Genomic DNA, 16,363 nt, shown 5'->3' on the forward strand with positions numbered 1-16,363 from the left:
CCTTTATGGCACTATCGAAACCTCGCATCATGCCGGTCCTGCTGTCCGGCGGCACGGGGACCCGCCTTTGGCCCCTGTCCCGCGAGGCTTACCCCAAGCAGCTCCTGCCGCTCGCCAGCGACAAGACCATGCTGCAGGAAACGGCCCGCCGCGTGGAGGATCGCTCCACTTTCATGGCTCCCGTCGTCATCGCCAATGCCGAACATCGTTTCGTCATCGCTGAGCAGTTGCGCGGCCTTGGTATCGAGGATGCCACCATCGTGCTGGAACCTGTCGGGCGCAACACGGCGCCCGCCGCGGCAACCGCCGCCCTGATCGCGGTGAATGAAGACCCCGACGCCATCATCCTGCTGATGCCAGCCGACCATGTGGTCTCTGATCCCAAGGCCTTCCTGAACGCGGTGGAAACCGGTGTCGCCGCCGCCGACGCAGGCAAGCTCGTCCTGTTCGGCATCAAGCCGACCGCGCCGGCCACGGGCTACGGCTATATCCATATCGGCGCCGCCTTGCCTCAGTCGCCGGGCGCGCACGCCGTGGCCGCCTTTCGCGAGAAGCCGGATGCCGCTACGGCCGCCGCCTATGTGGCGGGCGGCGACTATCTCTGGAACAGCGGCATTTTCCTGCTGCCGGCCAAGGCCTTTCTCGACGATCTCGCCGTGCTTGCGCCGGACATTCTCGCCGCCAGCCGCGAGGCGCTCGTCAAGGCCAGGAGCGACATGGACTTCCTGCGTCTCGACAATGACGCCTTCCGCGCCTCACCCTCGATCTCCATCGACTACGCCGTGATGGAGAAGACCGACAAGGCCGTGGTCGTGCCGGCGGATTGCGGCTGGGCGGACGTCGGCAGTTGGTCGGCTCTCTGGGAGATCGGCGCGCAGGACGCGGCCGGCAACGTCATCGCGGGTGACGTGGTCGCGGAGGATGTGAAAGGCTCCTACATACGCGGCGAGGGCCAGCTCGTAGCAGCGCTCGGCGTCGAGGATCTTGTCGTCGTGGCGACCCCCGACGTCGTGCTCGTGACCCGCCGCGATCGCGACCAGGACGTGAAGCTCCTCGTCGAACGGCTGAAAAAGGACGGCCACGAAGCCGCGACGCAGACGCCGCGTGTGCATCGCCCCTGGGGCTACTACCAATCGCTGCACATGGGTGAGCGTTTCCAGGTCAAGCGCATCACCGTGAAGCCTGGGGCCAAGCTGTCCTTGCAAAAGCATTACCACCGCGCCGAGCACTGGGTGGTGGTCAACGGCACGGCGCTTGTCACGCGCGACGCGGAGGAGCTGCTGCTGCGCGAGAACGAGTCGATCTTCCTGCCGCTCGGCTGCGTGCACCGTCTCGAGAACCCGGGCAAGGTCCCGCTGAACCTGATCGAGGTGCAATCAGGCCCCTATCTCGGCGAGGACGACATCGTGCGCATCGAGGATGTCTACGCGCGCGTCGACAAGGCGAATGAGATCGGGTGACAATCGAGGGCGGCCGAGAAGCCGCCCCTTGCCCTACATGTTACTGCCCTACATGCTACGGCGGCCATGCCGCCGGGCTAATATATCAAACCACCCGTCCTGGTAACGCGATCAGGCGTGTCCCGCATCGATGGCGGCCATGACACCGCGTAGCTCGGCCAGACCTTTCAGGCGACCGATACAGGAGTAGCCGGGGTTCGTGCGCTTGCCGATATCGTCGATGAGCAGATGACCATGGTCGGGCCGCATCGGGATCTCCGCGTCAGAGCGGCCCTCAGCCCGCCGCCGCCGTTCTTCCTTCATCAGGGCCGCGACAACGCCGACCATGTCGGATGAGCCGCCGAGATGCTCGGCCTCGTGGAAGGTCTTCGGCGCCTCGCGCTTGACGTTGCGCAGATGCGCGAAATGAATTCGCGGCGCGAATTCGTCGACCATGGCAACGAGGTCGTTGTCCTCCCGCGCGCCGTATGAGCCGACACAGAAGGTCAAGCCGTTGGCGCCGGACTCGACGCCGGCGAGAATGGCGCGCGCGTCCGATGCGGTCGAGACGACACGCGGCAGACCGAAGAGCGAGAACGGCGGATCATCGGGGTGGATGCAGAGCCGAGCGCCCTCTTCCTCGGCGACCGGAACGACTTCCGCGAGGAAACTGACGAGATGAGCCCGCAGGTCATCAGGCGTGATGCCGTCGTAGGCGGCAAGCAGACGGCGCATGCCGACGCGGTCGTGATGGAAATCCGAGCCGGGCAAGCCGGCAATCACGTTGCCTTCGAGAGCCTCGCGCTCGCTCGGTAGCAGCGCATCGAAACGCGCCTTAGCCGCGGCGAGCACGTCCGGGCCATAGGAGAGTTCGGCATTCGGGCGTTCGAGAATGAAGACATCATAGGCCGCGAAGTCGATGATATCGAACCTGAGCGCATAGCCGCCCAGCGGCACGGGATACATGAGATCCGTGCGCGTCCAGTCCACCACTGGCATGAAGTTGTAGCAGATGGTCTTCACGCCGGCGCGCGCGACCGCGCGCAACGACGCGATCCAGGCATCGATATAACGCCTGCGATCGGCGCTGTTGGTTTTGATGGCGTCATGGACGGGAATACTCTCGACCACGGACCAGGTGAGGCCGGCCTCGGCGATGATCGCCTTGCGCTTGGCGACCTCTTCATCGCTCCAAGGCTGATCGGCCGGAATATGATGGAGAGCCGACACGATGCCAGTCGCGCCCGCCTGCCGCGCATGGGACAATTCCACCGGGTCCTGGGGCCCGAACCACCGCCATGTCTGTTCCACCTGTCGCCTCCTTTACCTGCCGCGATCGTTCGGCGGGCCGTGATACGCCGCCGCCACGTACGCCGATCTCATCGGTCAGCGCACTCATAGTTCACGAAGCAGGCGGGCGGAAGCGGATTTCGGGCCGTTGACAGCGCCGACGCGAATGGTCTAGGAAGCCACCCCATGAATAAGCGCTTCGCCCTCACCGGACTTTACTACGTGCCGCTTCCATAGCGGCGAGGTGCTTTGTCATCTTTCAACCGCTGCGTAGCCAGCGGTTGTCACGAAAGACCTCTCTGGCACGCCGCCTGCAGAGGTCAGTCCATGCAAGTTCCTCATAATACCGCTCAGCTTCCCCTGCTAGGCATCATTGGGTTCGGCGCCTTTGCCCGGTTGATGGCCCATCATCTCGGCGCTCATTTCCGCATCCGCGCCTACGACCCCGCCCTCCCGGCTGGATCGATGGAAGGCCTTCCGGCCGTCGAAATCACCGATATGGCGTCGGCGGCGCGATGCCCCATCGTTGTCCTGGCCACCCCTGTCAGCGCGCTCGAAGACGTGCTCGCGGACATCGCGCCACATCTTGGGGCTGGCACGCTCGTGCTCGACGTGGGCTCGGTGAAGGTTATCCCGGCCGAGATCATGGCGCGCGGGCTGCCGAGCGATGTCGATATCGTCGCGACCCATCCGCTCTTCGGCCCGCAAAGCGCACGAGACGGCCTCGCCGGCCTGAAAATCGCGGTCTGCCCTATCCGAAGCCGCCGCGGCTTGAGGGTGGCCGCCTTCCTGCGCCGCGCACTCGGCCTCGACGTCATCGTTACGACCCCACAGGCGCACGACCGGGACGCGGCCGTGGTTCAGGGGCTGACCCATCTCATCGCCAAGGTTCTGGTGAAGATGGAGCCGTTACCCACCCGCATGACGACCCGCAGTTTCGACCTCATCATGCAGGCTGTCGGGATGGTGCGTTACGACGCCCCCGCCGTGTTTCAGGCGATCGAGCGCTCCAACCCCTATGCGGCCGCGGTCCGCAATCGCTTCTTCACCCTTGCGGCTGCCCTCGACCTGGAGCTGGAGGATCACGCAGCGAAAGCGGGGACAACGGCCCTTCAAACATCAATGGCCGACCGAGCGCGAGAAGACGTTAACCACAATGACGCCGGCGATGATCAGACCCAGGCCGAGAAAGGCAGGCCAATCCAGGCTTTGCTTGAACCATATCCAGCTCACAGCTGAAATGAGCACAATGCCGACCCCAGACCAAATTGCGTAGGCGATGCCGGTCGGGATAGTACGCAGTGTCAGCGACAGGAAGTAGAAGGCCAGCCCATATCCCACCACCGTCACCAGCGTGGGGCCAAGACGGGTAAAGCTGTCGGAGGCTTTCAGCGCCGAGGTGGCGACGACCTCGGCGATGATGGCGATCAGGAGATAGATATAGCTCGACGCGCTTGACACTATGCCTCCTCACCCCCGGGACAGAACGGGATTATCCCTGTCCATATCGACAGGCATCGCCCATTGTCCAGCCACATGAAGTGGCCACAGCCCCATTGCCGCGTCGGTGTGACAACAACGTGAATCCGGACCCACATCCCTCGGGATGAAATAATAAATAAAAATAACCCTTCACAATCAAAATTTGAGTATTTTATGCTTATGCTCGCTCCCTCTACCAGAAATATTCACACACCGAACTACTATATCCCGGCGATCTTCATCACACCCCCATACCATATATTTTCTTGGCTATAGCTTGAAAAGGCTAGCCTTTCACAGATCAGGGGTCGTGCCCCCCGCCCCCACAGGCGCGCTAAACGGTATGGTCATGAAGCGAAGCGCGTCATCAACGCTGGCCATGCGTTGCAAGCCTTGAAAAGTGAGGCTGATCTTGCGTCGGCGCGGCGGATGGCGATATATTATTTTTTTATACTTGGTACGTTGTCGCCTTCTTGAACGCGCGAAAACGTTCCATGTCTTCGGGTCTTCGCAATTCCGGAGCGGAAGGCCGCGACACACAGCTTCCGGAATGACTTTGGGAATGGTTCCGGATTGGGCAGCCGGGCATTGGGGGGCAACATGGCGTCACAGCTTACCGGTTCAGAAGTTATTTTCAGCGATGATTTCTCGACGAATGGACCCATCGATTCCGCGAAATGGCACTACAACGTGTGGGCCGACGGCGGGTCCTTCTACGGTAACACCCAGCAGCGGCAAACGCTGCCTGTCGCTTCCGACGGGGTGATGCGCCTCAGGCTGGATACGTATAATCCCAGCGATCCAAATCACACCACTTTCCTAGGCTCGGAGGCAATCACCTATCGCCTCTTCGACCTCAGCAACGGGCCGATCGCCTTCGAGGCGCGGGTTCGCTACGACCAGGACCAGCGTGGCCTGATCGGTGGCTTCTTCACATTCGCAGGCCCCGCGAACAACCACGACGAAATCGACTTTGAAGCGATGTCGAACAGCTTCAATCAGATGCAGACGAATATCTATCACAACGAGCCGCTTGGCGAAGGCCATCCGATTTCCTACCCGATCAGCGGCTCGCTGGCCGATTTCCACACCTACCGGATCGAATGGCTGCCCAATATGGTGCGCTGGCTGATCGATGGGCAGGTTGTCCGTACCGAGACCAACCTTGTCCCGGACAAGGCGATGGCGCTGCACTTCAATATCTGGGGACCGCCCGCCTCCTGGCCGACCGGCGATTCCAGCCTGAAGGCCGCCGCGAGCCAGGCGCAGAACCAGACGTTCTATTTCGATGTCGATGACGTGAAGGTCGAAAAGATCGCCAGCCTCCTGGGCGATGCCGCGCACAATACGCTGGTCGGCAGCGCCGCCCATGAATACATCGACGGCGGAGACGGGCACGACAGGCTCAGCGGCGGCGGCGGCAATGACATCCTTGATGGAGGCGCAGGCGTAAACACCGCCGTCTATGCCGCGGCGGCCAGCAGCTTCGCGATCAGCGCGCGGTCCGGCGAACAGACCCTCACTGTCGCGGACCGGACCGGGGCCGAGGGTGAGGATACCCTCGCCAACATCCAGAATGCCGAATTCAACGGCCAGACGATCGATCTGACGTCAATGCTGGCGGCCGCCAATCTCGACGCGGAAGACTTCGCGCCGATCATCAGCCTGTACAATGCCTATTTCGACCGCGCTCCCGACGCGCTTGGGCTATTTTTCTGGGCCGCCCAGCACGCCGGCGGCATGAGTCTGGACGAGCTGGCACAGCGCTTCTACGATTCCGCTGAAGCCGCAGGATCACGGCCGGCTGGGCAATCCGTGGCCAACGCGGTCGCTCAGGCCTATATGGACATACTCGGCCGCGCACCCGATAGCGATGGGCTCACGTTCTGGGTTCGGATGATCGAAACGGGGCAGCTGGCGCCCAGCGATTTTGCCCTGGCCCTCATACAATCCGCCAGCGGCCAGGCGGGCGTGGACGGCCAGATCGTGCAAACCAAGGCAAGCCTGAGCGCTTACTATGCGCTTGAGCATGGGCTGAACGACGGAGCGGACGCGGCCAGCCTTCTCGACGCGCCAAATCTCCATGCAGGGCGCGCACTCGTGGACGGCTACGCATCCGCCGCCGAGAGCAGCGAGACAATGCAGCTCGTCACCCGCATCCTGGGCATCTCCACGGCGGATGACGCCGTGTTCGCTTAGAGCATTTTCAAGCGAAGTGGAAACCGGTTCGCGTGAAGAAAATGCTCAAAAACAAAGACCTAGAGCATCCCTGGTGAGCCGGAGTTCACCAGAAATGCTCAGAAACATGGCCGGACGTGTGCGGGCCAGTTATGGTCCGCGCACATGCTCTGGAAAGTGGCCGCTCCATCCCGGTCCATCCCGGCGTCGCTATTGCGCACAGCGACGCGCCGAGGCCAGCGCCTGCGGTTATTCCTTAGGCGGCCAAAGTGTAGTCGGCGACATCCGTGCCCAGCAGGCTCGCAACCAACTGCCCGTTCTCGCCAGCGGCATTGGCAGCGTAGAGATCGGCCAGCGCCTTGGCCGAGGCGAAGTCGGTCGCATCCAGCACGGCTTTGGCGCCTTCGCCATCGCCTAGCCCCTTATCGAGAGCGAAATAGGCAGCCTTTTCGGCCTTCTCGATGAGTTGTTCGCCGTCAGTGCCCGCAGCGCCCGAACGTCCCGACAGGATGAAGGCCAGCGGAATATCCTCGATGTTCAACCGGCCGCTGTCGACTGCGTCGACCCAGTAGGCGAAGCCATCGGCGTCCGGTGCCCGGCCAAGGATCTCGCGGTACGCCATATCCACGATCTCGCTCGTCGACTTGCCGGCGAAACGGCTGGGCCCAGCCGCCGCGAAGAACTGCTCCGCGATATCCGCAATCGCCACGCCGTCGTTCAGGAGGCTGGTCCAGAAATAGAGGCCCATGGCATCCGGCGCACGGTCGAAATACGACGTATAGAGATCGATGATCATGCCGAGGTCGGCGGCGTCGGCATTGGCCGCCTTGATCATCGGGACGAGATCGATGGTCTGGTCTGCGAAGCGCAGTTCATGCACATTGACGACGACATCGGTGCCTTCGGCATTGCTGCGATCGTCAACGATGACAGCCCGCTGAGCCGCGTCCATGCTGAGGGCGAAATTCTCCGCGCGTCCGATGTAGGACGCCGCGTTGTACCCGTCGCCACCGTCGATGACGTCGTCGCCACTGTCGCCGTGCAGCGTGTCGTGCCCGTCACCACCGAAGAGATATTCGCTGCCGGTCGTACCGACGACGTTTTCGCCCTCGGCCGAGCCCGTTGATTGGGCCACCCGCTCCACTTTGACGCTATCGACGCTCGCATAGAAGGTGCGGTTCTGATTGGGATCACGCGTTGCCGTCAGCGAGGGATCGCCCACGCCTGTCCATCCGCTCGGCGCACCCCAGATATTGAAGTGCAGGTTCATCGGCTTTTCGGGAACGATCGAGGTTTCGGTCCGCACGACCGTGCCATCGATCTTCCAGATCACCAGGCCCTTGTACCATTCGATCCGGTAGTCGTGATAAACGCCCTGACCGCCCGGAAGATCGTGGTCCTTCGGATGCCCTTCGGAGAGATCCTCATTGTGGTAGGGGTTCGTCTGCGCCACGTTGTAGCGCGTGGACATCAACTCCCAATCGATCTCGTCATGCGAGGCGCGAGGGCCTGCGAAGGTGAAGAACCCTACGACGATTCCGGGTTGCGTCTGGTCGGACTTCATTCGCGCCTCGAAGGCAAAAGGCCCATTGTCGAGGCTGAACGTCCGGAGTGAAATGGCTTCGTTGCCCAGGAACGAAGGCGCATATTGCGGATAATCGCGGTTGCCGTCGTGGTAGGTGTCGAGGCGAAGACGCATCACCCCGTCGCTCATCACAGGCAGGGACTGGCGGACGTTCGTACCGTTGTAGAACGCCGGATTGTCGTTCGCCTGCCAGTGATTGTAATCCCATTTGCTTGAGTCGACCGGACCGCTCCCGTTGAAATCATCGCTGAAAATGATCTCGGATTCTGTACGCTCTGTAGCCATGTGAAGGCCCCCCACGCATTACAAGACCGCTTCCATTGACGCGGCCATCGGTTGTTTCCCACGATATGTCGAGTGGGGGCGCCAGCGACAATAGGCATGACGTCTCAATATTGGTGTTTGCATCTCAAGAGCGGAATTCGCCGCGCGTTCGCGCTAACCTTCTGAAGAGGCAGACCAGTCGTTGGCTGTTGCGGTGGATACCGCTGGATCGGCGCATCAACTCTTCGTCAGAATGACGACAGCGCTATCGAGCGCCGGGTGATGCACGACTGCCTCGGCTGGTGAAGATCGGGAGCAGGCGCACCTGCCCCACGCGATCGAGACGCGCGCCAGCTGGAAACGTGCATCGGAACTTGGGTTAAGGCACCCCCGCGGGACCAACTCGGATACAAAAAAAGGCACCCTCACGGCGCCTCTGATATTCCGAAAAATATCCCAACCGCCCCTCGCTTGGAGGGCGAGACAGAAAAAACAATCTACCTCGAGATGGCTAGATGGTCGGAGTGAGAGGATTCGAACCTCCGACCCCCTCGTCCCGAACGAGGTGCGCTACCAGACTGCGCTACACTCCGACATCGCTTGCCGCGAGGCCGGTCTTATAGCCGCGCGATCGCCGGTCTGCAAGCCATGTTGCGCCAACAAATGCATCTTATTCCACAGCCGGCGCAGATTCTTATCACAAGGCGTGTCCCGCTCCGAGCCTCTAGCAATTCAAGCCCTTGATAATAATGGGCTTATCCCCGCCCATTCCGAAGAGCGGGGATAAAGGCGCGTCGATCCAATCGCGGGAACAAGAGCTGACGCGCCCAAAGGGGCGCGCCGCCTATCCTTGAACCGGGTGCCACACCGCGGTCAGGCGCAACAGCGGTCAGCCGAGCCTTTTCACCGGAGGAATGACCCATGATCCGTCGAGGATCGATGGATGGTTCTCGTCCGGCCAGTACAACCGCATCATCAGGATGAACTTGCCCTTCGGCGCTGGCAGCCAGTTTGCCTCCTTGTCGGCGCCGGGGGACTCGTTCTGAATATGGATGTCGATCGAGCCATCGGGGTTTTTCTTCAGGTCCTGCCGCGGGCTGATCGAATAGCGGTCGATGGGGTTTGCGACGAAGAAATACTTGTCGTCATACATGGTGATGGACCAGAAGCCGCGCACTGGCGGTGTCCGGCCCTTCGGGAAGGTGAGGACATACTTGTTCGACCCGTCATAGGCACGGGAGAAGAGACCGTCAGGCTGCTTCAGCGAGGTCGGATAGACCGCGTCCTGCGGGCGGTTGGCGCCGAGCCCGATCGCCGCGATAAGGGCGCGCTGCAGATAGTCGGTTCCATAGAGCCCGGTCCTGGTCGTGTAGCCCCAGCCGTTGATATCCTTGATGTCGCCGTCGCTGAACTTGAAATGCAGCATGATGCGGCCGAAGCCGACCTCCGGGATCCGCTTCACGAAGGCGGCATCGAGCTTGCTCTTGTCAAAATCCTGCCCGGGCACAATGCCGATGCGCGCCAACTTCTCGAGGATCGGGGCGTCCGCCTCTGACGGGGGATTGGTCTTCAGGAGTTGGCTGAGAAGCGTGAAATACGAGACGGCATCCATTCGGTTGACCTGGTCGCGGACGGCCGTCTTCATGTCGATGCTCGGGTCAACCACGCCGGGCGGTGGCTGCCAATCCTTGCCGTAGCTGCTGAGCGGCACCAGTTTGCACTGGTCCTGGAGCGCGTGAACGGCCTTGTAGTCCTCCGGCGTGCCCGTGCAATAGATGCGGCCGAGGATCCAGACGATATCCGTCGGGGACGCGTATTGCGTGACACCGGCAGGAAGCGTGCCCTGCCACCCAGGCCCGGTGATCGCGTATTGCTGCGCCTTGCCGCCCGTGGTGCGTTGGCCAGGCACCTGGAACACGTTGGTCCAGCCATCGAGCATGGGGAACAGGTAGTAGCGATCATCCATCGCCGGGATCGACAGCACCCACGGCTCTTTGCCCACGTCAACGAAGGCCGTGGTATAGAGGGTGTCCGCATTGGGGGCGGTGACATCCCTGAACGACGCATTCGGGTATTCACGCAGTTTGATGATCTGGCCCATAGGGCCCTTCGTGCCTTCCACCGCCGGCACGTTCGTTATGACACGCCGTGTCATCTCCATTGTCACGAGCGGATAACCGTAGACATACGCCTCGACAGCCAGCCAGAAATCTTCCGAGCCGTCGACGAGATCGGCGATCGGGCCGTCGAGAGCATGGGCTGGAGAAAGGGCGGTTGCGGCCAGCAGCCCTAGACCACCGGCGGATACAGCGCGACGCGAGATTTTCATGTTGGCCTCCTGGGAAACCTGAGACGTTACTTAAGTCGAAATCTGAGTTAGTCCCGCCGATATCCGGCGCAGTGCCCGCTCGCGTCCCATCAACCGATAGAGGGCTTGATAGGCTCGGCGGCGGAATGTGGCTTGCAAGTAGTCGCATCGATCGCGGCCTGGCCGCGCCATCGTGGTCCCGGCTCGTATCCTAAGGCGCCAAAATCGTCCTTTGGGACTCCATCGCCTTCTCGACGCCGCGCGCCCTCCCTTCGCGGACCTGGTTTCGCCAGGTCATTTCATGTCAATGCCAAGCTTCGCCCGCTCATCTTTGAACACGACCGCTATCGCTTCAATCACCTTTCGATCCGGGTTGGCCTTGCAGTATACAATCACCTCATGCTCGGCTAGTTTGCCCTTGCGCAGATCGGCATAATGCTTCTTGGCGAGGCCATTGTACCATCCGCTGTACCATGCGGTCAGTGCATCGGCGTCTTCCTGGTAGGTGGCCGCCAACTGCGCACATGTGAGCGCCTGCACATCGATAAAGCCATTTGCATCCGCATAAGTGGAAAGCGGCACTGCGTTCTGCGCTAGCGCGCCTGAACCGACCAGGGCTCCGCCGATCATGATAGCGATGCTCAAACTTCTCATTTCGCTGCCCCTTTTTGACAGTATCGGACGTTCGTTGACCTGTTGGCGACTTCGGATATGAGCTCATGGCGGTGAAGTCGTGTATGTCGCGGTCTGTCTTTGCTGCGCGGCAAGACACAAGCGACAGCTAGTCCTCCTGATGCCAGCGCAGCATCGACGAGGTTGCTTATGATCTCTGGGGGGAGCGAGCGGGAGTAGGTTACACGAGGATACAGCCTGTCACCGCAGCTCGAACAGAGCGGCCATAAGTGACATGGCCGAGGCCGTCCGTATATCCAACCCATGTTGCCAGTGACAACCGCAGCTCCCCAAGAGCCAGCGTGAGCGCGGTTCAGGGCATGGGCACGGTTCAGTCATCGCCGTATCGCCCCATGTTCACGCAGGATAACCGCGCGGACGTTCTGGAGCGTGGCGTACAGGAATGCCGTGGTCAGGCCGAACAGCAACATGCCGTTGAGCGCTTCCAACGCGCCGAGCATCTGCCACTCACTGGCTAGCCGAAGGTTGGCGTGGCCAAAGGTCGTCATCGCGCCGATCGAGTAGAGCATGGCCGCGCGGCCGTCAGGAAGCGCTCCCAACCACACATAGGCCACGGCCCAGACGATCGCCGCGATCGCGTGCAGAACCGTCGCTGCCAGAACGGTGGCCCCGACCACGATCGCGAAGGTCACGCGCGGGCTGCGCCAGACGTGTCTATGCTTCAGGCCGCTGTCGATGCCGATCTCTATGGTCCCGAGCCCGATAACGTGAATGGTCGACGCCAGCACGATGAGAGGCAGGCCCCATGACCAGTCCGCCATCCATGCCCCGGGCGTAAGCGCTTCCATAGTCGCTCCTTTTGATGTGCACGGTCTCGCCAGAAGCATTGCCACGGAGGGTGCTGCAGATATCGCCCGCGCATGAGTGACGAGAGTTTAAGGCGACCACGGCAGCTCCAGGGTCAATCCGCACGCCGACAGAGGTAGGTTACGGTATGTTCTGTAGCGTAGGCCGCCCCTGAGGCGCACGGCCTGCGAGGCCGGAAAGCCTCATAGACTCACCAAGGAAATGGCCTGCCCGATCAGACCCGGCCGGAAAGCCGATGGCCTATTTATACAACCATGGCGAGATAACCGGGCATCGTCCGAATGCACGTGCTAATGCTGCATCCCCGTCGCTGCTTTCGAAGCAAGGGGAACCGGAAACCCGGCCTCGCGGGCGGCGTCGGTCAGTATACGCCGGTCTTCGGGGCGGAAATTGCGCTTTGCGAGTTCATTGTCCAGATCGTCGAAGAATCGCGGTCGCATGGCCAGGAACTGCCTACGGCTTGCAGCCGCCTCCGCATTCAACCCGGCACGGGCGAAGATGAGCGCCGCGATCACGTGATAGAGGGGGAATTTCTGAAGGTCCGCCCGGCGGATGAAGGTGATGGCGCGGGCCATGTCGCCTTGCATGTAGGCCGCGAACCCAAGCATGCCGGCATAGAAGCCGGCATTGCCGGGATTACGGAGGAGCGCCTCCTCGATGATCGACGCTCCGCGCTGCCACTCCCCGGCTTGCGCCAGGCGGCTGCCGTATTCGCCTAGAAATTCGGTGTCGTTGGCGTTCAGCGCATAGGCATGGGCGCCCACGCGCAGTGCCTCCTCGGGCTCACCGACAAAGAACAGCGCCATCATCAGCGCCTGATGCGCGCGAACGCTTTCCGGATCGAGCCGCACCGCCCGCCTGGCGGCATCCAGGGCGCGCTCCAGGGGGCGCCTATCGGGCCGGGTATTGAACCCGAAGCGGTCCTCGTCGAGATAAATATATGACAGCATCGCCCAGGCGGTGGCATAGGTCGGATGCAGGCTGACAGCGCGTTCCAGGCAGCTCCGGACAGCCGCATGCGCTTCGGCGCTCAGAACCTCCCGATATCCATAGAATCGCAAGGTGCAGCCATAGGCCTCGAGATCGTCCGGCGGCGCGTTAGCCGTACGTCGCTCGTCTGCCTGGAAAATGATGCCATAGGGCTGCGCGACCGCGGTCGCTACCTTATTCGCAAGCTCAACCTCAATCTTGAAGAGATCTCCAGAGCGCAAATCCTCCTCATAGGCGTTGGACCAGATGATCGTGGAGGTACCCGCGTCCACGACCCTCGCGGTCACCCTGAAACGCCCGTCAAAAACCCGCACCGCGCCTTCAAGAACATAGCGTACGCCGAGCATGCGATGAAGATCGGCCACCCCCGCTCCAGCGGGCAGGCTCCTCGAGGTTTCGCTGCCGATAATTCTGAGTTCTTTGAAACGCGCGATTTGCGACAGGACATCTTCTGTCAAGCCGGCCGCATAGAGCGCGCTGTTGCCGTCCCCTCCCAGATCCACAAAAGGCCGGACGAGCACAGATGGACCGCCCTGGAACGTACTTGGATTGACGGTTGACTGTCTGAAAAGACCGGATTCAATCACGGCGTAGACTACACCGAGGAGGACGACGCCAACGGCGACGGCGACCACAGCCCACCGGTGGAAAAGGTGACGCGGCGCGACTTTGTGCGTTTCCACCGCCGGGGGATCGGATCTCAACGCCTCCGTCTCGACAACCGGAAGGCTTTCCGGATGACGCCGCGCGAAGACGGGCACGTACCCCCCTTTTGGGATGTCGATCAGGACCGGATCATCCTGCCCGGCGACGAGATAGTAACGCTCGAGGGCGCGCCGCAGCCGCCCAGCTTCGATCCGCACGACCGGATCGTTCTGCGTGTCGAAGGTTTCGTCGCGACCAAATACCTCGATCGCGATCGAGAAGGCCTTGATACGCGCAGACCGCCCTTCCAGGGTCTCTTCCACGATATAGCGCAGGAAATTGCGCGCCCTCTCGGGCGCCCTGAATTCCGGGCTGCTCAGGATCCGCTCGCATTGGGCGCGCGCGTCCTCGGGGGATACGTCCGGGCAAAACTCGGCCCGCAGGTCCCCGGCAGGAGTCATGTCCGCACCTGCCATGCTCTTACCCGAACGCACACCGAGCTGCCCCCACCCCAGGATCGCGGCAATGCCACGTTCACTACCGTAACATACTCCCCAAACGGCCGCGATAGGGCTCAGATGCCGGGATCAGAGGGGCCATGTCATGCACCGAGGCGTGCTAGCCGCAATCCAGCATTGTCCCGGCCGGCGCCGGGCGATTGAGGAACTCGCTCTGCAAAGCGAGAGCTTCCGTCTGCTCTGCGGCGACCTCGCCGACGCGGAAGCGGCCTTACGCAATTGGGAGAATGCGGATGTGCCGCTCAAGGAGGAACGCTGCGCGGAGTATAAGTCACTTGTCGCCAGCCTCGCCGCTGAAATTGGGGAAATCATGGATGCGCGCTATCCGCGCGAGTGATCCTGACTTTACAAGAAACGACGATCATGACTTCTTGTGTCGATCGCAGTATTGGCGATGCTGGTGATCACGAACCATGGTCTCCGACCAGAAGGATCAATGCCATGGTGAGACTTCTGCGGAGGGCGGTCGGTGTCCTTTGCCTGCTGCTGGCGCAGCCGAGCTTTGCGGCGGATCTCGCGACAACCCCGCCTCCTCCCGTTCCACCGCCGTCAATTCCAGCCGGCTGGACCTTCCAGGCGACGCTCTATGGCTGGGCGACAGCCCTCAACGGGACGGTGGGGATACGCAACCTGCCGCCAGCAAAAGTCGATGCCTCTTTCGGCGACATTCTGAAGAATCTCGACGGCGCCATCATGGGCGCCTTTCTCGCCAAAAACGGCGACTGGATGTTCCTGACCGATCTCGTCTGGGCGCAGCTTTCGGACGATGCCAAACTGAAGTTCGCCAACGAACCGACCTTGAAGCTCAAGCAACGTCTGCTTATCGCCTCGGCTATAGCGGGCTATCGCCTCCCCCTTGGCAATCCCGACCTCGAGCTCAGCGTCACAGCAGGCGTGCGCTTCCAGCGTCTGACGCTCGACACGACCCTTGTGCCTGGAGCCGTTCCTTTTGTCGGCTTTAAGAATGATCAAACAAAGGCTTGGATCGACCCCATTGTCGGTCTTGCGCTGCAATATCGCATCAACGAGCGCTGGTTCCTCAACGCGCTCGCCGATATCGGTGGCTTCGGCGTAGGCTCGCAGTTGACATCGCAAGGCCTGGTATCCGTCGGCTACAAATGGACGGAGAGCTTCTCCACAGCCGTCGGCTACCGTGCGCTCTATACGGATTACAAAGGCAGTGGCACCCGCACCGGAACCTTCCGCTACGACACAACCATGCACGGCCCGTTCCTAAGCATGGCCGTGCACTTTTGAATGGTCCTTACACCGCTGGACCTGTGGAAGCGCTGCTATCATTCTGTTTCACTGCCCGAGACACAACACAACCGTCACAGCAACCCAGACGCTCAAAGCAACTTAACGATCAGAAGAAATTCATAGTTTTCTTCACCTGACGAGAATTCGGCCTTGCCGGCTTTACCAAGGCATGGTTTCGTTAGTTTGCTTCGTGGGGCTGGGAGGGAACTAAGATGGATCTGTTTGGGGGGCATCTTAGTTTCAGGGGGCCTATCGGGGCCCCCGGTCGCTTCATCAAAAAGGCAGCCATTTTCAGAAATGTGCCTGAGGCGGCCGGGGAACTATGGTCTGTCAAGATCGTGATGCGGTGATCGGAGTAAGGAGCGAGCCGCTACAGGGCACTACTTTAAATCTGCGCATCAGCATAAGCCTTATCCAACATTTGCCGGCTGCATTCTAGTTCTTCCCTCGACACAGCCAGCCAACCATAAAGCCAATGAGACCCGCGGCGAGGAGGCTGCCCATCGGCTGCTCTTCGACCCGCCGGCCGATCGCGTGCACGCCTTCGTCATAATAGGCGCGCCCGGCGTCTGCGACATCTGCCACCCGCTCCTTCGCCACGCCATAGGCGTGCTGGGTCGCGCCAGCGACTTGATCCACCATCCCGTCGGCGCGCATCCGGCCGCTGCCAATCGCCTCCCCTATAGCTTCCTTCGCTCGGCCCCCAAGCTCGGTAACGGTACCCTTGACCTCATCTTTGTTCATACTCGCCTCCTTGTTCATCATGGTAGCTAAACGCTGAAATTGCCCAATGGTTCGCATGGGCTGCGACACAGGGTGGAAAGCCTCACCGCTCCGCCCGGCCAGAATCGGGAGGAACGTCCTTGGGCAGCCCCCAAGCCGCGGGCGCACGGATCGCGCAAAC

At 61.5% G+C, this 16,363-nt stretch carries 13 protein-coding genes and 1 tRNA gene; 5 read left to right on the forward strand and 9 right to left on the reverse strand.

Features of this window, described 5'->3' with window-relative positions:
• Positions 1–5: 5 nt before the first annotated feature.
• Positions 6–1,460: a mannose-1-phosphate guanylyltransferase/mannose-6-phosphate isomerase gene (locus KIO74_RS09010; protein WP_213331685.1), complete on the forward strand. Its 1,455-nt coding sequence runs from the start codon at positions 6–8 to the stop codon at positions 1,458–1,460.
• 111 nt (positions 1,461–1,571) lie between these two features.
• On the opposite strand, the gene uxuA is transcribed toward KIO74_RS09010, so the two are convergent.
• Positions 1,572–2,750, reverse strand: a complete 1,179-nt coding sequence (gene uxuA, locus KIO74_RS09015) for a mannonate dehydratase (RefSeq protein WP_213331686.1) — start codon at positions 2,748–2,750, stop codon at positions 1,572–1,574.
• A 306-nt stretch (positions 2,751–3,056) separates the two neighbouring features.
• Between uxuA and KIO74_RS09020 the strand changes: the two genes are divergently transcribed.
• Complete coding sequence (locus tag KIO74_RS09020) at positions 3,057–3,968, forward strand: prephenate dehydrogenase (protein ID WP_213331687.1); 912 nt, start codon at positions 3,057–3,059, stop codon at positions 3,966–3,968.
• Here the strand turns inward: KIO74_RS09020 and KIO74_RS09025 are convergent.
• Positions 3,849–4,190, reverse strand: a complete 342-nt coding sequence (locus KIO74_RS09025; RefSeq protein WP_213331688.1) for a DMT family transporter — start codon at positions 4,188–4,190, stop codon at positions 3,849–3,851. The two genes, KIO74_RS09020 and KIO74_RS09025, sit on opposite strands and share 120 nt — an antisense overlap.
• A gap of 621 nt (positions 4,191–4,811) precedes the next feature.
• Between KIO74_RS09025 and KIO74_RS09030 the strand changes: the two genes are divergently transcribed.
• Positions 4,812–6,410, forward strand: a complete 1,599-nt coding sequence (locus tag KIO74_RS09030; protein ID WP_213331689.1) for a family 16 glycosylhydrolase — start codon at positions 4,812–4,814, stop codon at positions 6,408–6,410.
• A gap of 235 nt (positions 6,411–6,645) precedes the next feature.
• On the opposite strand, the gene KIO74_RS09035 is transcribed toward KIO74_RS09030, so the two are convergent.
• The 6 genes from KIO74_RS09035 to KIO74_RS09060 all read right to left on the reverse strand — a co-directional run bounded on the left by KIO74_RS09035 (position 6,646) and on the right by KIO74_RS09060 (position 14,142).
• Positions 6,646–8,259 (reverse strand): family 16 glycosylhydrolase, encoded by a 1,614-nt coding sequence (locus tag KIO74_RS09035; protein ID WP_213331690.1) that lies wholly within the window; start codon positions 8,257–8,259, stop codon positions 6,646–6,648.
• A 495-nt stretch (positions 8,260–8,754) separates the two neighbouring features.
• Positions 8,755–8,831 (reverse strand) — tRNA-Pro (locus KIO74_RS09040).
• A gap of 296 nt (positions 8,832–9,127) precedes the next feature.
• Positions 9,128–10,567: a DUF1254 domain-containing protein gene (locus KIO74_RS09045; protein WP_213331691.1), complete on the reverse strand. Its 1,440-nt coding sequence runs from the start codon at positions 10,565–10,567 to the stop codon at positions 9,128–9,130.
• 273 nt (positions 10,568–10,840) lie between these two features.
• Complete coding sequence (locus tag KIO74_RS09050) at positions 10,841–11,200, reverse strand: HdeA/HdeB family chaperone (protein WP_502762039.1); 360 nt, start codon at positions 11,198–11,200, stop codon at positions 10,841–10,843.
• A 353-nt stretch (positions 11,201–11,553) separates the two neighbouring features.
• Positions 11,554–12,027 carry a hypothetical protein gene (locus KIO74_RS09055; protein WP_213331692.1) on the reverse strand — a complete coding sequence of 158 codons (474 nt, stop codon included), beginning with the start codon at positions 12,025–12,027 and terminating at the stop codon, positions 11,554–11,556.
• A 309-nt stretch (positions 12,028–12,336) separates the two neighbouring features.
• The gene (locus KIO74_RS09060) at positions 12,337–14,142 is read right to left on the reverse strand and encodes a tetratricopeptide repeat protein (protein ID WP_213331693.1); all 1,806 of its coding nucleotides are present in this window, start codon (positions 14,140–14,142) and stop codon (positions 12,337–12,339) included.
• A 142-nt stretch (positions 14,143–14,284) separates the two neighbouring features.
• On the opposite strand from KIO74_RS09060, the gene KIO74_RS09065 reads away from it, so the two are divergent.
• Both KIO74_RS09065 and KIO74_RS09070 read left to right on the forward strand, forming a co-directional pair.
• The gene (locus KIO74_RS09065) at positions 14,285–14,536 is read left to right on the forward strand and encodes a hypothetical protein (protein WP_213331694.1); all 252 of its coding nucleotides are present in this window, start codon (positions 14,285–14,287) and stop codon (positions 14,534–14,536) included.
• 104 nt (positions 14,537–14,640) lie between these two features.
• Positions 14,641–15,456 (forward strand): hypothetical protein, encoded by an 816-nt coding sequence (locus KIO74_RS09070; protein ID WP_213331695.1) that lies wholly within the window; start codon positions 14,641–14,643, stop codon positions 15,454–15,456.
• Positions 15,457–15,894: 438 nt separating this feature from the next.
• Here KIO74_RS09070 and KIO74_RS09075 read toward each other — a convergent pair whose 3' ends face one another.
• Positions 15,895–16,203: a CsbD family protein gene (locus tag KIO74_RS09075; RefSeq protein WP_213331696.1), complete on the reverse strand. Its 309-nt coding sequence runs from the start codon at positions 16,201–16,203 to the stop codon at positions 15,895–15,897.
• Between the last annotated feature and the right edge of the window lie 160 nt (positions 16,204–16,363).

The sequence above is a fragment of the Chelatococcus sp. HY11 genome (assembly GCF_018398335.1).
In the GTDB taxonomy this organism is placed as follows: domain Bacteria; phylum Pseudomonadota; class Alphaproteobacteria; order Rhizobiales; family Beijerinckiaceae; genus Chelatococcus.